A 14,346-nucleotide genomic window follows, 5' to 3' on the forward strand; every position below is an offset into this window, starting at 1 on the left:
CGCCTCATACGGTGGGGGCATGACGCAGGTGACTCCTCCCGGGTGGTACCCCGATCCCGGGCAGACGAACGACGGTCCGCCCACCGAGCGCTGGTGGGACGGCAAGGCCTGGACGGACCAGACCCGCCCCGCCGGAACGGCCGCCGCGTGGGGTCCCCCGGGCGGGCCGGTGCCGGACGGCGGACCGCGGCCGGCCCAGCCGGCGGGTCCGGCGCCCTCGGCCCCCGCCGGGTTCGGCGCCCACCCGGGGTATCCGGAACAGCAGGGGTATCCGGGCCGGCAGGAGTATCCGGCGCAGCCAGGCTATCCGGCGCAGCCGGGATATCCGGCGTATCCCGCCCCGCCGCCCGCTCCCTCCCGGCGCCGGCTGCGCACGGGCATAGCCGTCGCGGTGACGGCCGCGGTACTGGCGAGCATCGGGGTCGGCGTGTACGCCCTCACCAAGGACGGCGGGGGCGGCGACGACCGCGCCGGGTCGCGGCAGGGGCCGGGCGGCGGGCAGGACGGCGGCCAGGGCGGGCCGTTCGGCGGCCCCGGCGGCGGCTCCGGCGGGAGTGGCGGCTCCGGCGGGGCCTCGCCGTCCCCGGGTCAGTCGGAGGCGCCGAAGGTCAAGGGCGGCGGCTCGGTGCCGGACCCGGTCAACGGCATCAGCCTGCCGGTGCCGAAGGGCTGGACCGGACAGACGATCAGCGTCGGGGCGCAGGTGACCTCCGACGACGCCTACAAGTGCCCGGGCAACTCGGCCCAGACGTGCACCGCGGGCGGCGCCTACACGGCCCCGGCGGTGGCGCTGGGCATCGAGGACGACACGGCGGAGGAGGTCGCGAAGGCGGACATCGCCGCCAACGCCAAGCAGTCGTACGGCGGCACCACCTACGGCAGCATCACCTCGCACGAGGTGCTGGCCTCCGAGGCGGTGACGGTGGCCGGACAGAAGGGCTACCTGGTGCGCTGGAAGGCGGTCACCAGCAAGGGGTCCGACGGCTATGTCGAGTCGGTCGCCTTCCCCTCCCCCAACGACGCCCGGCAGATCGTGGTGGTCCGCTTCGGCGTGGACGTCGGGCAGAAGCTGTCGGTCATCGACGAGATTCTCAAGGGGATCAAGGTCTCGTCCGGCGGCGGGAGCGGCCAGGACGTCTGAGAGACGGATCGGCCGGGTGGGATTCCCCTCCGCTCAAGGGGAACCCCACCCGGCCGGGGGTGCGCGCCGCCCCCGTCCCCACGGTGCGGCGCGGGCAGGTCACCGTCCAGTCATCCCGTGAACGGCGGCCTGGGTCTCATGTCAGTCCGAGCGAGGGCAGCACGGCGGCCTCCACGAAGCGGACGAGGTAGTCGGAGTCGGCGTAGTGGCCGTCGAGCACCGGTCGCACGCGCAGGACGCCGAACATCATGGCCGGGATGTACTCCAGCGCCGGGTGGCCCGCCCGGACCTCTCCCCGGGCCACGCCCCGGGCCAGGATCTCCTCCAGCGCGGCGATCTCCGGGTGCACCAGCGCCTCGCGCAGCGCCTGGGCCAGTTCCTGGTCCGCCGTCACCGCGTGCCCCAGCGCCTGGAGCAGCCGGGTGTCCTTGCCGGACCAGTCGCCGGCGGCCCGCGCGGCCTGGCGCAGGTCCTCGGCGAGCGATCCGGTGTCGATGCCGGCGAACTTCACCCGGCGGTTGGCGCGCAGCGCCGCCGCGACGAACTGCGGCTTGGTCTTCCACTGCCGGTAGAGCGTGGACTTGCTGCACCGGGTGCTGGCGGCGATGCCCTCCATGGTGACGGAGTCGTAGCCGCACTCCCGGATCTGTTCCAGCACGGCGTCGAAGAACTCCCGCTCACGCTCCGGCGTGATCTTGGAGCGGCGCGAGGCGACGACCGTGTCCGGTGCGTCCGCGGCCTGCGACGTCATGCGGTGCTTCCCCTCACTCGTGCTTGTTTCCCGTGACCGCGCGGTGCCTGGTGCCCGTGCGTGGTTCCAGTGTGGCGCACATCAATCGATACGCAAGTGTACCGGTACCGGACCGTATCGGTACACTGGCGTATCGGTACGGCAACGTATCGATGAGTTCCGGTGCGGACCGGGACTCGTCCGCACCACGACACGCACCACCGTCAGCGAGGGGGCCGGGGGATGAACGCCCGAACCGAGCCTGCGGAGACGGAGGCGGAACCGGGGACTCCGGCCCGTCCGTCTCTGATACGTGAGTTCCTGCTGGTCGCCGGGCTCTTCCTGGTCTACAAACTGGGCCGCCAACTGGCCACCGGCCACACCGCGGACGCCTTCCGCAACGCCCGGCACGTCTGGCACCTGGAGCGGAGCGTCCACCTCCCCCACGAGACCGACGTGCAGTCCGCACTGCTGCACGGCGACCCCCTGGTCCACCTGGCGAACACCTACTACGCGACCGTCCACTTCCCGGCCACGCTCGCCTTCCTGGTCTGGCTCTACCTGCGGCGGCCCGCGCACTACGTCTGGGCCCGCCGCGTCCTCGCGGTCCTCACCACGGCCGCCCTCGTGCTGCCGTTCACGTTCCCGCTGGCCCCGCCGCGCATGCTGACCGGGACGGGTCTGGTCGACACCGCCCGGATCTACGGCCCCTCCGTGTACGGCCCGCCGTCCAGCGACCACCTCTCCAACCAGTTCGCGGCGATGCCCTCGCTGCACTTCGGCTGGGCGCTGATGGTGGCGATCGGCCTGATGGCCGCCACCCGGTCCCGCCGGCGCGGGCTGTGGCTGCTGCACCCGCTGATCACCCTGCTGGTGATCGTGGGCACGGCGAACCACTACTGGCTCGACGCGATCGTCGCCACGGCCATGCTCGGCCTCGCCCTCGCGGTCGTCCCTCCGCCGCGGCGCACGGCCACCACGGCGGGGCGCGGCGCCGGCCTGCTGAAGCCGCGCGAGACCGTCCTGGCGGGAGCGGGCCGATGAGCGCCGCCGCCCTGGCCGCCCTCGGCCTGTCGCTGGTGTCGGCCGTCGCCTACGCGCTCGCCGCCGTCGCCCAGGAACGGCTCGCCTCGCGCAGCGCCGGCACCGGTCTGCTGCGGCTGCTGGGCACCGGCGCCTGGTGGTCGGCGGTCGGACTGAACGCCGCCGCCGCGCTGCTGCACGTCGTCGCCCTGAAGTACGGTCCGCTGACCGTCGTACAGCCGCTGGGCGCGCTGACCCTGGTCGCCGCCGTGCCCCTGGGTGCGCGCGCGGCCGGCCGGCGGGTGAGCGCGGTGGAGTGGCGCGGTACGGCGCTCACGCTGCTGGGGCTCGCCGCGCTGCTGGTCACCGCCTCCGGCCCGGCGCCCGCCCGGGTGCTGTCGCTGACCGAGGCCCTGGCGGTCGCGGGTACGACCGCCGCCGCGATCGGCCTGCTGTCCCGGCCCGGCGCCCGGCCGGGCCTCAGGCACGCCACCGCGTCCGGCTTCGCCTCCGGGGTCGCCTCCGCGCTCACCCAGACGGTGACCGTGGCGGCGACGGACCGCTCGGGCCCGGTGCTGAGCACCGAGGTGATCGTGGTCGCCGTGCTCGTCGCCGCGTTCGCCGTCGGCGGACTGCTGCTGTCCCAGACGGCCTACCGCGGCGGCCTCGGCGCCCCGCTGGCCGTGGTCACCCTCACCAACCCGGTGACCGCCGCGGTGATCGGCCTGACGCTGCTGGGGCAGGGCCTCCAGGGCGGTGCCGCCGGGGTGCTGCTGGCCCTGGCCGGCGCGGGGCTGGCCTCCTGGGGCGTGGTGCTGCTGACCCGGGCGGCCCCCGCGCCCGCCGGCCATGAGGAGGCCGGCGACGACGACGAGCACCCGGTGGCGGCCGTGCTGGCTCTGGAGCCGGGTACGGCGACCGCGGAGCCGGTGCTGCTGCCCCGGCAGCCGGAACAGCCGGGGCACCTCACGGCACTGTGACCACCCGGGCACACGGCGGCGGCCGGTGCGCGCGCTCCGCGGGCACCGGCCGCCGTCGCCGTGCTGCTTCCTGCTGTCCCGCGTGCCGGTCAGCCCCAGCCGCGCGCGTCCTGCTTGAGCGCGGTGTCCACCGTCAGCGCGGTGGCCACCACGAGGCTCAGCAGCGGTTCGGGCAGCTGGTAGTGGATTTGCAGGACGTAGTTGTCCGCCGTCGTGAACAGCGTCTTGGCGAGGCCTTCCCAGGTCTTGGTGATCCGGGCGACCTCGTTGTCGGCGTGGTCGACGATCGCGAAGTTCCAGGCCCGCCAGTTCTCCGCCTTGATCGCGCCGACCTGCTGGCCGTTCGCCGTCATCGCGAAGTTGATCTTCCCGATCATGTTCTTCTGAACGATCTCACCGACCGGCGAGCCGTCCGGGCGGGTCACGATCACCCGTGACTTGAAGATCTTCGCGGGCCGGGTCAGCAGCAGCTGCGGCTGGCCGTAGGCGTCCCGGATCTCCAGCTTGTGGGTGAGGAACTGGTCCAGGCTGGAGACGAAGCGCAGGATCTTGCGCAGCACGCCCTGGCCGACCTGGGTGACCGAGCCGATCTCCCGGCCGTTCTGATCCATGACCTTGTACTCGTTGGTCAGCTCGATCAGCTTGGCCTTCTGGTTCACGACCAGGACGGGCTCGGTGAAGAGGGTGCCCCCGCCGGGGCCGCCGGCCGCGACGCCGGCCTGCTGCTGCACCTGACGCTGCACCCTGGCGTCACCGGCCTGCTGCTGCGGGAAGGCTGCCTGCTGCGGCGGGACCTGCCCGGCCTGCTGCTGGGCCGGGTTGGTGTGCTCGGTCCACTGCGTGCCGTCCCAGTAGCGGAGCGTCTGCGCCGCTCCGTGCGGATCCGGGTACCAGCCAGCAGGAGTGTTCGATTGCGTGGTCACCGGGGCACACTACCCTGATGTGACCGGTACCCGACCAGTCCGCACGGAGCGGTGTTCATCGCCCGTTCACCCCGTGACGATCGCCGGGTCGCTGACGCCGGGCCGCCCGTTCTCCACGTGCCCGGTGAAGCCGCGCAGGAAGGCCGGATCGGCGTCGGAGGTCACGGTCAGGTCGTACCAGCGCTTGCTGGCCCCGAGCGCGACGGTGTGCCGCACGGTCGCGCCGGGCCGGACCGTCACCGTGACCGGCTTGCCGCCGTAGCCGTTGACCAGCTTCAGCTTCGCCGTGCCGGAGCCCTTGTTGGTGAAGGTGAGCTCGACGTCGTCACCCTTGTGCCGGGCGGTGACCTCGGGGCCTGCGGCCTTGTTGCGGCCCTTGAAGACGCGCAGGAAGCCGTTGGGGCCGTGCACGGCGAGGTCGTAGTCGCCGCCGGAGTACGCCGAGTTCCAGGTATCCGAGAGGGTCTTGCCGGCCTCCGTGGTATACGTCCAGGGGCCGTCGGTACGGCTGTTGGACGTGACGAGGAAGACCGCCCCCGCGTGTGCCCCCGAGGCGAACGTGAGCGTGAACTTGCCGGCCGCGGTGTCCACCGAGCCGTCGACCACCGGGGCGTACTTCAGCGGGCGGGTGGGCCGGCTGCCCCGCTCCTGCCGGGGAAGGGTGCCGTTCGCGGGAGGCTTGGGCACGTAGTCGGGGTGGCGGTCGTGGTCCTTGGGCTGGTAGCCGGCCGTGGAGGGCAGCACGACCCGCGCGGTGTCCTTGCGGGAGAAGTCGAAGGCGCTCGTCAGGTCGCCGCACACGGCCCGCCGCCAGGGCGAGATGTTCGGCTCCTGGACACCGAAACGTCGCTCGATGAACCGGATGATCGAGGTGTGGTCGAGGGTCTCCGAGCAGACGTACCCGCCCTTGCTCCAGGGGGAGACCACCAGCATCGGCACCCGCTGGCCGAGCCCGTAGGGGCCGGCGGCATGGCCGGCGTCGCCCTTGAACAGGTCCGGCGCGGGGTCGACCGTCGACTTGCCCTGGGCGGCCGAGGCCGGCGGGTAGGGCGGGATGACGTGGTCGAAGAAGCCGTCGTTCTCGTCGTAGGTGATGAACAGCGCGGTCTTCCCCCACACCTCGGGGTCGGAGGTGAGCGCGTCCAGGACCTGGGAGACGTACCAGGCGCCGTAGTTGGCGGGCCAGTTCGGGTGCTCGGTGAAGGCCTCGGGGGCGACGATCCAGGAGACCTGGGGCAGCTTGCCGGCCTGGACGTCCGCCTTCAACTGGTCGAAGAAGCCCTCGCCCTTGCGGGCGTCGGTGCCGGTGCGGGCCTTGTCGTACAGCGGGTCGCCGGGCTTGGCGTCGCGGTACTGGTTGAAGTACAGCAGCGAGTTGTCGCCGTAGTTGCCGCGGTAGGCGTCGTTGATCCAGCCCCAGCCGCCGGTCGCGTCGAGGCCGTCGCCGACGTCCTGGTAGATCTTCCAGGAGACCCCGGCCCGCTCCAGGCGCTCGGGGTACGTGGTCCAGCCGTAGCCCGCCTCGTCGTTGCCGAGGACCGGGCCGCCGCCCTTGCCGTCGTTGCCGGTGTAGCCCGTCCACATGTAGTAGCGGTTCGGGTCCGTGGAGCCGATGAACGAGCAGTGGTAGGCGTCGCAGACGGTGAAGGTGTCCGCGAGCGCGTAGTGGAAGGGGATGTCGTCGCGGGTGAGGTACGCCATCGTCGTGGCGGACTTGGCGGGTATCCACTTGTCGTACTTTCCGCCGTTGAAGGCGGTGTGTCCGTCGTTCCAGCCGTGCGGGAGGTCCTGGATGAAGGCCAGGCCCAGGTCGTCGGCGTCCGGGTGGAAGGGCAGGATGTCCTTCGTGCCGTCGGACTGCTTCCAGACGGACCTGCCGTTCTGGGTGACCGGACGGGGGTCACCGAAGCCGCGGACTCCTCGCAGCGAACCGAAGTAGTGATCGAAGGAACGGTTCTCCTGCATGAGGACGACGATGTGCTCGACATCGTCCACCGATCCGGTGCGGTGGTGGGCGGGCAGGGCCGCCGCACGCTGGATGCTGCTGGACAGCGCCGTGAACGCCGTGGTGGCGCCCGCGATCTGGAGGAAGCGCCGCCGGTTGACTTCGGACATGGGTGAGGATCCTCTCATCCTGACGTACGCGATGCCGCCAGGTGACGGAATCCGCGCGGAGCGAGTGTTCCAAGAGCAGCAAACGTCAGGGAAGGGTGCGGTGGCGCCCACATGAAGTCGTGGATACGGAAGGAAGCCGGGTGCCGCCCGGCCTCTCGCCCGCCCCGGCTCCCGGTTCCGCGGATGTGCGCGGGCGCCCCGGCCCGTCGTGCTGCCGGGGCGCCCGGTCCGGTTGGGGGGACGGGCCGGTCAGGACGTCTGGTACGCCTCCACCTCGCTGAACTGGCCCGCCGGCCAGCCCGTGTTGGCGGTGACGGTCAGGCGCAGGTAGCGCAGGTTGGTGCCGCTCGGCAGGGTCACCGTCGCGGTGTTGCCGGTGGCCGGGTCGAAGCGGTAGCCCTGCGCGCCCAGCACGGTCGAGTACCCGGAGCCGTCGGTGCTGCCGAGCACCGTGACGGTCTGGGTGCGGGCGCCCCAGGCCGAGGACGGCGGCAGCTTCAGCACCAGGCGGCGCACGGCGTAGGACGAGCCGAGGTCGACCGTGAGGGACTGCGGGAACGCGTTGTTGGTGGACTCCCAGTACGAGTTCGCGTCGCCGTCGACCGCCTTGCCGGGGGTGTAGACGTCCTGGGAGCCGGTCGCGGTGGCCGGGCGGCCCTTGGCGAGGTTGCGGTTCGGGTCGGGCTCCGGGTTGCCCTGCCCCGGCTGCGGCCAGGTGGAGCAGTCCGACCAGGTGCCGGCCCAGCCGGAGTTGCCGCCGCCGTCGGTGAGGGCGAAGGAGCCGGAGTTCGCCGGGTAGGGGCAGTTGTAGACGCCGGCCGCGCCGACCTGGGTGGCGGTGACGTTCTTGAAGGTCGCCGCGCCCTGCGCCTCGGCCTGGACCACGACCGTGCCGGTGTTCCGCACGGTCGCGCCGGTGACGTTGACGTTCCGCACCGGGTAGCCCTGCCCGCCGCCGGAGACGAACTCGAAGGCGCTGTAGGGGCTGTCGGTGATCGTCGTGTTGGTGATGTTGACGGTCGCGTTGATGGCGCTGTCGTAGGAGTCGACGCGCAACGCGCCCATGGGGTGGTTCCAGTTGGGGTTCATCGCGCCGGTGCGCACCAGCGTGTTGCCGTCGACCGTGATGGTGCCGGCGAGGGGGTTGAACGGGTCGAGGAACTTCTGGTTGGAGATGGCGATGCCGCTGCCGAGGGCGTTGGTGTCGGAGATCAGGTTGTCGCGTACGGCGATGTCGGTGCCGCCGTAGATGGCGATGCCGTTGGCGAGGTTGGGCTGCGAGATCGTGTTGTTCTCGAAGCTGGAGTCGGTGTCCGGGGAGTACAGCGACCACATGGCGAGGGAGTCGTCGCCCTGGTTGCGCAGGAAGTTGTTGCGGACGCGGACGCCCTTCGCCGTGCCGTTGAGGTTGAGTCCGTCGGCGGTGGTGTCGAGGATGCGGTTGTTCTCCACCACCAGGTTGTCGTTGTTGCCCGTGAGCCACAGGCCGACCTTCAGGTGCTGGATCCACATGCCGGAGACCGAACTCCCCGGCCCCAGCGAGCCGTTGACGAAGTTGTCCGGGCTGGAGTCGACGCGTTCGGTGACCTCGCCGATGACCGCGAAGTCCTTGATGCGGACGTTGCCCGCCGAGCCGGACTGGTCGATGAAGCGGGAGGTGTGCACGACCGAGTACCAGCTGCCCGCGCCCTGGAGGGTCACGTTCTGTACGCCGCTGAGCGACGAGGTGATGCGGTAGTCGCCCGGCGGTATCCACACCGTGCCGCCCTGGGCGGCGGCGATGGCGTCCCGGAAGGCCTGGGTGGAGTCGCCGTTGCCGCTGGGGTCGGCGCCCTTGGAGACGACGGACACCGAACCGGCGGGCTGACCGGCGGCCGGGGCGACCTGTTCGAAGTCGGCGACGTCGACGGTGACCTGGACGCCGGCCGCCTCCACGGCGACCTTGTCGCCGGCCTGGACGTTCTGCCCGAGCAGCAGCCGGGTGTTGTCGAAGAAGTGGTGCGTCCTGGCGCCGGGGATCCAGCCGGTGTCGACGTAGGAGTACTTGGAGGTCACCGGGAGGGTCTTGGCGAGCCTGGTGCCGTTGACGTACACGTTCAGGGCTCCGGACTGGCCGTCCGGCACGCTGTAGGCGATGTTCACCGCGTTGGAGGCGCGTGGCACGGTGAACTCCACCCGCTGCCCGGGGGACAGCCGGACGGCCTGCCGGCCGGAGGCCTCCGAGGCGAGGCTGCCCTGCGTGTAGTCCGGGCCGATCTTCGTGCCGTTACCGGTCGCCGACTCGGCCTCCACGGAGGTGAAGGGGAGGGTGGCGCCCGCGGCGGCGTGGGCGGCCGGGGCGATGCTGACGAGCATGCCGGCGGCGAGGGCGACGACCGCCCCGATGGCGGGCATGCGCCGGAGGTGTCCGACGGTGCTGCTGTGCATGTGCTGATCCCTTCGTGGTGGGGGTGCGTGGGATAGCAAGGTGCGTACGGGCGCGGCTCAGGCGCGCAGCCAGGCCGCCGTGTCCCGCGGCAGCCGGCCCGCGTCGTCCAGCGGGCCGCTGCTGAGCAGGAGCCGGGAGTGCGCGGGCAGGTCGGCGGGCGTGGCCGCGAGGTTGACCACGCACAGCGCGTCCGCGCGGGAGAAGGCGAGCACGCCGTCGGGGGCGGGCAGCCAGGTCAGGGGGCCGTCGCCGAACTCCGGGCGCAGCGTGATGGCCTCGCGGTAGAGGGTGAGCGGGGAGTGGGGGTCGCGCTGCTGCCGGTCGACCGCGTACGAGGGCCAGTCGGCCGGCTGCGGCAGCCAGGGCTCGTCGCGGGAACCGAAGCCCGCGTGCGGCAGGCCGGCGGCCCAGGGCAGCGGCACCCGGCAGCCGTCGCGGCCGGGGTCGGCGCCCCGCGAGCGGAAGTACATCGGGTCCTGGATGCGGTCGGCCGGGATCTCGGCCTCCGGCAGGCCCAGCTCCTCGCCCTGGTAGAGGTACACCGACCCGGGCAGCGCGAGGGACAGCAGGGCGGCGGCCCGCGCCCGCCGGGTGCCGAGCGCCAGGTCGGTGGGGGTGCCGAAGGCCTTGGTGGCGAAGTCGAAGGCGGTGTCCTCGCGGCCGTACCGGGTGACCGTGCGGGTGACGTCGTGGTTGCACAGCACCCAGGTGGCCGGGGCGCCGACGGGGGCGTGCTCGGCGAGGGTGGTGTCGATGGAGGCCCGCAGCCGGCCGGCGTCCCAGGGGCAGGACAGGAAGGAGAAGTTGAAGGCGGTGTGGAGTTCGTCGGGGCGCAGGTAGCGGGCGAAGCGCTCGGGGTCGGGGAGCCAGACCTCGCCGACGAACACACCCCCGTACTCGTCGGCGATCCGGCGCCAGGAGCGGTAGACGTCGTGGAGTTCGTCGCGGTCGACGAACGGGTGCGGCTCGGGGTGCGTGGCGAGGTCGGGGAGGCCCGGGTCCTTGGCGAGGAGGGCCGCCGAGTCGATGCGGACGCCGGCGACGCCCCGCTCGAACCAGAAGCGCAGGATGTCCTCGTGCTCCTGGCGGACCGCCGGGTGCGCCCAGTTGAGGTCGGGCTGTTCGGGGGTGAACAGGTGCAGGTACCAGTCGCCGTCGGGCAGCCGGGTCCACACCGGGTCGGTGGAGCCGACGAACTGGGACGGCCAGTCGTTCGGGGGGAGTTCGCCGTGCGCACCGCGTCCGGGCCGGAAGTGGAACAACTCGCGCTCGGGGCTGCCCGGCCCGGCGGCGACCGCGGCCCGGAACCAGGGGTGCTGGTCGGAGACGTGGTTGGGCACGATGTCGACGATGGTCCGGATGCCCAGCTCACGGGCCTCGGCGATGAGCTTCTCGGCCTCGGCGAGGGTGCCGAAGGCCGGGTCGATGGCCCGGTAGTCGGCGACGTCGTAGCCGCCGTCCTTCAGCGGAGACACGTACCACGGCGTGAACCACAGGGCGTCCACGCCGAGTTCGGCGAGGTACGGCAGCCGGGCGCGGACGCCCGCGAGGTCGCCGGTGCCGTCGCCGTCGCCGTCCGCGAAGCTGCGGACGTACACCTGGTAGATGACGGCCGAGCGCCACCAGTCAGGGTCCTTCCGGGCATGGCTGGGCTGTCCCACTGGGCTTGCCTTTCTGTAGACGGGGGCGGCGGCGTCAGCCCTTGGTGCTGCCCGCGCTGATCCCGGCGATGATGTGCCGCTGGAAGACGAGGAACAGCGCCACCATCGGGATGCTGGCGATCACCATCGCGGCGATGAGCACGGTGAGCTGGATGTTCTGCGACAGCTGGACCAGGGCGACGCTGATCGGCTGCTTGCCGGTGTCGGAGAAGACCATCAGCGGCCACAGGAAGTCCTGCCAGACGGCGACCAGCGCGAAGATCGACACCACGCCGAGCACCGGCCGGGACATGGGCAGGACGACGGACCACAGGATGCGGAGCTTGCCGGCGCCGTCGATCTCGGCGGCCTCCAGGACATCGCGCGGCAGCTGATCGAAGAACCGTTTGAGCAGGTAGAGGTTGAAGGCGTTGGCGACGGCCGGCAGCCAGATGGCGAGGGGGTCGTTGAGCAGGCTGGTGTGGATCAGCGGCAGGTCGGCGACGGTCAGGTACTTCGGGACGACCAGCGCCTGCGCCGGGACCATGAGCGTGGCGAGGATGCCGCCGAGGACCACCTTGCCGAAGGCGGGCTTCAGCTTGGACAGGGAGTAGGCGGCGGCCGTGCAGAACACCAGCTGGAAGGCCCAGGCGCCGGCCGCCTGGACGAGCGTGTTCCCCAGGTGCCGGGGCAGCTCCATGAGGTCCCAGGCGTCGGTGTAGCCGCTGAGGCGCCAGTGCTCGGGCAGCAGCGTCGGCGGGGTCCGGGCGACTTCGTCCGGGGACTTCAGGGCGCCGGTCGCCATCCAGTACACGGGGAAGAGGAAGGCGAGCGCGAAGAGGACGACGACGGCCGTGAACACCGTCCAGTAGAGGGCCTTGCCGCGCGGGCGGGCGAGGGTGGCCGGGGAGATCAGGGTGCGGGTGCCGGTGGTCATGCGTCCCCCTCGGAGCGGGTGAGCCGCAGATAGACCGCGGAGAAGGCGCCGAGCAGCAGCAGGAGCATCACGCTGAGGGCGCAGGCGCCGCCGAAGTCGTTGTAGAGGAAGGCGTACTTGTAGATGAGGTACAGCACGGTGACGGTGGCGTTCTCGGGGCCGCCGCCGGTGATGACGAACGGCTCGGTGAACACCTGCATGGTGGCGATGATCTGGAGGAGCATCAGCATCAGGATCACGAACCGGGTCTGCGGGACCGTGACGTGCCGGACGCGCTGGAGGAGGTTCGCGCCGTCCAGTTCGGCCGCCTCGTACAGCTCGCCGGGGATGGACTGGAGGGCGGCCAGGTAGATGAGGACGGTGCCGCCCATGTTGGCCCACGTGGCGACGATGACCAGGGAGATCAGCGCGGTGTCGGTGCCGTTGGACCAGTTCGAGGTGGGCAGGTGCAGGAAGCGCAGCGTCTCGTTGGCGAGGCCGGCTCCGGGGTCGTAGAACCACTTCCACAGCAGGGCGCTGACCACCGGCGGGATCATCACCGGCAGATAGACCACGACCCGGAAGAAGGCCTTGGCGTGCCGCAGCTCGTTGAGCACGAGGGCGAGGACGAAGGGGATCGCGAAGCCGATCAGGAGGGCCAGCAGGGTGAACGTGAGGGTGTTGCGCCAGGCGGCCGTGAACTCGGGGTCGTGCAGGACCCGGGTGAAGTTGGCGGTGCCGACCCACTCGGGCGGGGAGCCCGGGGTGTACTTCTGGAAGGCGATGACGACCGCGCGGATCGCCGGGTACCAGGAGAACAGGGCGAAGCAGAGCAGTCCGCCGAGGAGGAAGCCGTAGGCGCGGAGCTGGTCGGCGAGGCGGCGCCGCCTCCGGTCCCCTGCCGGGGGCGGCGCCGGGACCGGGGGGACGGCGGTGTGCGCCGGGAGCCGTCGCTCGGCCGTCTTCGTCATGGCGGTCAGCTCCGGGCCAGAATGCTGTCGATCTTGCCGGACGCCTCCTTGAGGAGCTGGTCGATGTCGGCGTCCTTCTTGGTCAGGACGGCGGAGACGGTGCCGTCGAGGACGGAGTAGATCTGCTGGGCGTGCGGCGGCTCGATCTTCAGCTGGAGCTCGTGGTTGCCGTCGAGGAACGCCTGGTAGTTCTCCACCGGGACGTTGGCGTTGGCCTTCTTCACCCGCTGGTCGGTGGCGTCGGCGGCGCCGGTGAACAGGCGCGGCTCGGGCAGGCCGACGGGGGCGTCGTGCTTCTTGGCGCGCGCGTAGTCGCCGAGGAAGCCCTTGCCGGGGGTGAGGAACATGTGGTCGAGCCACTTCAGGCCGGCGCGGATCTGGGCAGGCGTGGCCTTCTTGTTGAACATGTAGCCGTCGCCGCCGATGAGGGTGCCCTTGCCGCCCGGCATGGGGGCCAGGGCGAGGTCCTCGTAGTTGCCGCCCTTCTCCTTGACGAGGATCGGGATGTTGTCGGGGGCGGCGAGATACATGCCGAGCTTGCCCGAACCCATCATCTGCTGCGCGTCGTTGATGACGAGGAGCTGCTTGCTGCCCATGGAGTCGTCGGTCCACCGCATGTCGTGCAGGTTCCGCAGGACGGCGCGGCCCTCGGGGGTGTCGATGGTGGCCTTCTTGCCGTCCGCGCTGACGACGTCGCCGCCCTGGGAGTACAGCTCGGCCGTGAAGTGCCAGCCGCCCTGGTTCTGCGCGCTGTAGTCGGCGTAGCCGACGGTGCCGTCGCCGAGGGCGGCGATCCTCTTGGCGGCGGCACGGACCTCGTCCCAGGTCGCCGGGGGCTTGTCGGGATCCAGGCCGGCCTTCTGGAAGAGCGCGCGGTTGTAGACCAGCCCCATGGAGTACCCGGTGCGCGGGATGCCGTAGACCTTCCCGTCGACGGTGTAGATGTCCCGCAGCTGCTTCTGGATGCTGTCGTAGTTCTTGAGCTCCTTGAGGTACGGGGTGAGGTCGGCGGCCTGGCGGACGTCGACGACGTGCCGGGCGTCCGTGAAGTACGTGTAGAACACGTCCTCCATCTGGCCGCCGGCGAGCTTGGCGTCGAAGGTCTTCGGGTCCTGGCAGGGGAAGGCGTCGTGCGCGACGACGTCGACGTCCGGGTTGGCCTCCTCGAAGGCCGCGATGTCCGCCTCGAAGAAGGAGCGGTCGAGCTTGGCACTCCTCGGCGGTTCGCAGTTGACGGTGATGCGGGTCTTGCCGCTCGCCGAACCGTCGTCACCGGACCCGCAGGCGGTGGCGGCGAGGGCGAGGGAGGAACAGACGCCGATCGCGAGGACGGCACGGCGGAACCCGGTGTGTCTCATCGGTGGACCCCTCATGGCACTCATGGCAGGAGCGGTGGGCGTCGCACACTCAAGCACCGCCGACATCGGTCCGCAAGATGTCGCGCAGAATCTGCAATTGTTCGACAGTGAGCTGGATCTT

11 protein-coding genes are annotated in these 14,346 nt (G+C 71.4%); 3 read left to right on the forward strand and 8 right to left on the reverse strand.

Annotated elements, in window-relative coordinates; all coding sequences use genetic code 11:
- Nucleotides 1-19: 19 nt before the first annotated feature.
- Nucleotides 20-1,141 (forward strand): DUF2510 domain-containing protein, encoded by a 1,122-nt coding sequence (locus IE273_RS15565; protein ID WP_189815767.1) that lies wholly within the window; start codon nucleotides 20-22, stop codon nucleotides 1,139-1,141.
- 136 nt (nucleotides 1,142-1,277) lie between these two features.
- On the opposite strand, the gene IE273_RS15570 is transcribed toward IE273_RS15565, so the two are convergent.
- The gene (locus IE273_RS15570) at nucleotides 1,278-1,892 is read right to left on the reverse strand and encodes a TetR/AcrR family transcriptional regulator (protein ID WP_189815768.1); all 615 of its coding nucleotides are present in this window, start codon (nucleotides 1,890-1,892) and stop codon (nucleotides 1,278-1,280) included.
- A 222-nt stretch (nucleotides 1,893-2,114) separates the two neighbouring features.
- Between IE273_RS15570 and IE273_RS15575 the strand changes: the two genes are divergently transcribed.
- On the forward strand, nucleotides 2,115-2,915 hold the full coding sequence (locus IE273_RS15575) for a phosphatase PAP2 family protein (RefSeq protein WP_189815769.1): 801 nt from the start codon (nucleotides 2,115-2,117) through the stop codon (nucleotides 2,913-2,915).
- Nucleotides 2,912-3,874 (forward strand): hypothetical protein, encoded by a 963-nt coding sequence (locus IE273_RS15580; RefSeq protein WP_189815770.1) that lies wholly within the window; start codon nucleotides 2,912-2,914, stop codon nucleotides 3,872-3,874. The genes IE273_RS15575 and IE273_RS15580 overlap by 4 nt, the downstream gene beginning before the upstream one ends.
- 89 nt (nucleotides 3,875-3,963) lie before the next feature.
- Here the strand turns inward: IE273_RS15580 and IE273_RS15585 are convergent, their stop codons facing one another.
- From IE273_RS15585 to IE273_RS15615, 7 genes are all read right to left on the reverse strand, one after another.
- The gene (locus tag IE273_RS15585; RefSeq protein ID WP_189815771.1) at nucleotides 3,964-4,797 is read right to left on the reverse strand and encodes an LURP-one-related family protein; all 834 of its coding nucleotides are present in this window, start codon (nucleotides 4,795-4,797) and stop codon (nucleotides 3,964-3,966) included.
- A gap of 66 nt (nucleotides 4,798-4,863) precedes the next feature.
- Nucleotides 4,864-6,912 (reverse strand): phosphocholine-specific phospholipase C, encoded by a 2,049-nt coding sequence (locus IE273_RS15590; RefSeq protein WP_189815772.1) that lies wholly within the window; start codon nucleotides 6,910-6,912, stop codon nucleotides 4,864-4,866.
- Nucleotides 6,913-7,161: 249 nt separating this feature from the next.
- Entirely contained in the window at nucleotides 7,162-9,339 is a 2,178-nt protein-coding gene (locus IE273_RS15595; protein WP_189815773.1) for a discoidin domain-containing protein, read from the reverse strand.
- Between the two features lie 57 nt (nucleotides 9,340-9,396).
- Nucleotides 9,397-11,001 carry a glycoside hydrolase family 13 protein gene (locus IE273_RS15600; RefSeq protein WP_189815774.1) on the reverse strand — a complete coding sequence of 535 codons (1,605 nt, stop codon included), beginning with the start codon at nucleotides 10,999-11,001 and terminating at the stop codon, nucleotides 9,397-9,399.
- 34 nt (nucleotides 11,002-11,035) lie between these two features.
- The gene (locus tag IE273_RS15605) at nucleotides 11,036-11,917 is read right to left on the reverse strand and encodes a carbohydrate ABC transporter permease (protein WP_189815775.1); all 882 of its coding nucleotides are present in this window, start codon (nucleotides 11,915-11,917) and stop codon (nucleotides 11,036-11,038) included.
- Nucleotides 11,914-12,867: a carbohydrate ABC transporter permease gene (locus tag IE273_RS15610; protein WP_189815776.1), complete on the reverse strand. Its 954-nt coding sequence runs from the start codon at nucleotides 12,865-12,867 to the stop codon at nucleotides 11,914-11,916. The genes IE273_RS15605 and IE273_RS15610 overlap by 4 nt, the downstream gene beginning before the upstream one ends.
- 5 nt (nucleotides 12,868-12,872) lie before the next feature.
- Nucleotides 12,873-14,225, reverse strand: coding sequence for an ABC transporter substrate-binding protein (locus IE273_RS15615; protein WP_189815777.1), 1,353 nt, complete (start codon nucleotides 14,223-14,225; stop codon nucleotides 12,873-12,875).
- Between the last annotated feature and the right edge of the window lie 121 nt (nucleotides 14,226-14,346).

Source organism: Streptomyces olivaceoviridis (assembly GCF_014650115.1).
Classification (GTDB): Bacteria; Actinomycetota; Actinomycetes; order Streptomycetales; family Streptomycetaceae; genus Streptomyces; species Streptomyces olivaceoviridis.

Excerpts from the sequence above, each read along its gene's own strand:
- IE273_RS15615 (WP_189815777.1), bottom strand. The coding sequence starts at position 14,225 with ATGAGACACACCGGGTTCCGCCGTGCCGTCCTCGCGATCGGCGTCTGT.
- IE273_RS15610 (WP_189815776.1), bottom strand. The coding sequence starts at position 12,867 with ATGACGAAGACGGCCGAGCGACGGCTCCCGGCGCACACCGCCGTCCCC.
- IE273_RS15605 (WP_189815775.1), bottom strand. The coding sequence starts at position 11,917 with ATGACCACCGGCACCCGCACCCTGATCTCCCCGGCCACCCTCGCCCGC.
- IE273_RS15575 (WP_189815769.1), top strand. The coding sequence starts at position 2,115 with ATGAACGCCCGAACCGAGCCTGCGGAGACGGAGGCGGAACCGGGGACT.
- IE273_RS15580 (WP_189815770.1), top strand. The coding sequence starts at position 2,912 with ATGAGCGCCGCCGCCCTGGCCGCCCTCGGCCTGTCGCTGGTGTCGGCC.
- IE273_RS15590 (WP_189815772.1), bottom strand. The coding sequence starts at position 6,912 with ATGTCCGAAGTCAACCGGCGGCGCTTCCTCCAGATCGCGGGCGCCACC.
- IE273_RS15595 (WP_189815773.1), bottom strand. The coding sequence starts at position 9,339 with ATGCACAGCAGCACCGTCGGACACCTCCGGCGCATGCCCGCCATCGGG.
- IE273_RS15565 (WP_189815767.1), top strand. The coding sequence starts at position 20 with ATGACGCAGGTGACTCCTCCCGGGTGGTACCCCGATCCCGGGCAGACG.
- IE273_RS15570 (WP_189815768.1), bottom strand. The coding sequence starts at position 1,892 with ATGACGTCGCAGGCCGCGGACGCACCGGACACGGTCGTCGCCTCGCGC.